This is a genomic window from Micromonospora sp. 4G55 (genome assembly GCF_016803375.1).
In genome coordinates this window covers 1-3,103 of sequence record NZ_JAEVHN010000699.1, presented here as the reverse complement: position 1 = coordinate 3,103, position 3,103 = coordinate 1, and the positions used below count along the sequence as shown (strand labels likewise).

Genomic DNA, 3,103 nt, shown 5'->3' with positions numbered 1-3,103 from the left:
CGTCCGCGAGGCCGGCTCCGCCGAGTACGCGTACGAGGTGCAGTTCCTGCTCGACGCCGACCACGAGGCGGTGGCCCGGATGCGCGCCGAGCTGGCCGGCCTGGGCGACTCGCTGGTGGTGGTCGGCGACGGCGCCTCACCGGCGGCCTCCACCACCTGGAACGTGCACGTGCACGTCAACGACGTCGGCGCCGCGGTCGAGGCGGGCGTGGTCGCCGGCCGGCCGTACCGGATCTCGGTGACCCGCTTCGCCGACCAGACCGTCCCGGCGCCCCGGCCCGGCCCGTCCGCCGACGGCCGGGCGGCCGTGGTGGTCGCGGCCGGCGCGGGCATCGCGGAACTCTTCGCCGGCGAGGGCGCCACGGTCGTGCCGGGCAACCCGTCCACCGGCGAGCTGCTGGACGCGATCCGCGCCACCGACGCGGCCCGCGTGGTGGTGCTCCCCAACGACCCGAACACCCAGGCCGTGGCGAGCGCCGCCGCGAAGGAGGCGCACCGGCTGGGCATCAAGGTCAGCGTGGTGCCGACCCGCTCGCCGGTGCAGGCGCTGGCCGCGCTCGCGGTGCGCGACCCCCGACGGCGCTTCGAGGACGACGTGATCGCGATGGCCGAGGCCGCCGGCGCCTGCCGGTACGCCGAGGTCTGCCACGCCAGCCGGGAAGCCCTCACCGTGGCCGGCCCCTGCCGCCCCGGCGACGTGCTGGCGCTGGTCGAGGGGGAGGTGCACCTGATCGGCGCGACCTGGTCGACACCTGCGCCGCGGTGGTCGACCGGATGCTGGGCGGCGGCGGTGAGCTGGTCACCCTGCTCACCGGCGCGGACGCCCCGGACGGTCTCGCCGACGCGGTGCGCGCACACGTCGGCCGGCGCTGGCCGTTCGTCGAGGTGCAGGCGTACCCGGGCGGCCAGCCGCACTATCCGCTCCTGGTGGGGGTCGAATGACGTCCGAGCCGTCCACGGTGGACACGCCGCTGAAGAAGCTGGTCGGCGAGAAGACGGCCAAGGCCCTGGCCAGCCACCTCGACCTGCACACCGCCGGCGACCTGGTCTACCACTTCCCCCGCCGGTACGACGAGCGCGGCGAGCACACCGACATCCGCTCCCTCGACGTGGGCGAGCAGGTCACCGTGCTGGCCCAGGTGCAGCGCACGGCGGTGCGGCCGATGCGCCAGCGCCGGGGCAACCTGCTGGAGGTGACCGTCGGCGACGGCTCCGGCGGCGTGCTCACCCTGACCTTCTTCGGCAACCAGGCGTGGCGGGAGCGGGAACTGCGCCCCGGGCGCTGGGGGCTCTTCGCCGGCAAGGTCACCGAGTTCCGGGGCAAGCGGCAGCTCAACGGCCCGGAATACCAGCTCCTCGGGGATTCGACCGACGGCGAAGCGGCGGCGAGCGAGGAGATCGAGGAGTTCGCCGGCGCGCTGATCCCGGTCTACCCGGCCGCCGCGGCCGTACCGACCTGGGTGATCGCCCGGTGCGTCCGGGTGGTGCTGGACACCTTCACCCCGCCGGAGGACCCGCTGCCGGCGACCGTACGGGCCGGGCGCAACCTGGTCGGCATCGGCACCGCCCTGCGGGAGATCCACCGCCCCTCCAGCAAGGAGGAGCTGTACCGGGCCCGCCGCCGGCTCAAGTGGGACGAGGCGTTCGCCGTCCAGCTCACGCTCGTGCAGCGCAAGCACCGGGCGGCGTCCTGGCCGGCCCGGCCCCGCCCGCCGAAGCCCGGCGGACTGCTCGACGCGTTCGACGCCCGGCTGCCGTACGAGCTGACCCCCGGCCAGCGCGACGTCGCGTCGAGATCGCCGCCGACCTGGCCACCCCGCACCCGATGCACCGGCTGTTGCAGGGCGAGGTGGGTTCGGGCAAGACGGTGGTGGCGCTGCGGGCCATGCTCCAGGTGGTCGACGCCGGGGGGCAGGCGGCGCTGCTCGCCCCGACCGAGGTGCTCGCCGCGCAGCATTACCGGGGCATGCTCGACCTGCTCGGGCCGCTGGCGATGGCCGGGGAGCTGGGCGGGGCCGACGACGCCACCCGGGTGGAGCTGGTCACCGGTTCGCTCGGGGCGGCGGCCCGGCGGCGGGCGCTGACCGAGGTCGCCGAGGGGCGGGCCGGCATCGTGCTCGGCACCCACGCCCTGCTCTACGAGGGGGTGGACTTCGCCGACCTGGGCCTGGTGGTCGTCGACGAGCAGCACCGGTTCGGCGTGGAGCAGCGCGACGCGCTGCGGTCCAAGGCCGACCAGCCGCCGCACGTGCTGGTGATGACCGCGACGCCGATCCCGCGCACGGTGGCGATGACGGTCTACGGCGATCTGGAGACCTCCACCCTGTCCCAACTGCCGCAGGGCCGCTCGCCGATCGCCTCGCACGTGGTGCCGGCGGCGGAGAAGCCGGCCTTCCTGGACCGGGCCTGGCGCCGGCTGCGCGAGGAGGTGGCCGCCGGCCACCAGGCGTACGTGGTGTGCCCGCGCATCGGTGATTCGAGGTCCGGGGCCGGAGCGGCCAACGCGGAGGCGCCGGACTTCGAACCAGGGCCGGCGAGCGAGGAGGAGCCGCCGCGGGAGGACGACAACGGGCGGCGGCCCCCGCTGGCCGTGACGGAGGTGGCGCCGCTGCTCGCCGAGGGGCCGCTGCACGGGCTGCGGATCGGTGTCCTGCACGGCAAGCTGCCCGCCGACGAGAAGGACGCGGTGATGCGTTCCTTCGCCGACGGCGACCTGGACGTGCTCGTCGCCACCACCGTGGTGGAGGTCGGCGTCAACGTGCCGAACGCCACCGTGATGATCGTGCTGGACGCCGACCGGTTCGGCGTCTCCCAGCTGCACCAGCTGCGGGGGCCGGGTGGGTCGGGGCACCGCCCCCGGGCTCTGCCTGCTGGTGACCGAGGCGGCCGAGGGGTCCTCAGCCCGGGAACGCCTGGACGCGGTGGCCTCCACCACGGACGGTTTCAAGCTGGCCGAACTGGACCTGGAACAGCGCCGGGAGGGCGACGTGCTCGGCGCCACCCAGTCGGGGCGCCGCTCGCACCTGCGGCTGCTGTCGCTGCTGCGCGACACCGACCTGATCCGCGACGCCCGCGCCGAGGCGATCGCCCTGGTCGAGGAGGA

Annotated in this window: 2 pseudogenes; both read left to right on the top strand. The window is 75.3% G+C overall.

From position 1 onward, the window contains the following. Nucleotides 1-942, top strand: a pseudogene (locus JNW89_RS32605) (Dak phosphatase); the annotation flags it as partial. Next, a pseudogene (gene recG / locus JNW89_RS32600) lies at nucleotides 939-3,103 on the top strand (ATP-dependent DNA helicase RecG); the annotation flags it as partial. The pseudogenes JNW89_RS32605 and recG, both read left to right, overlap by 4 nt.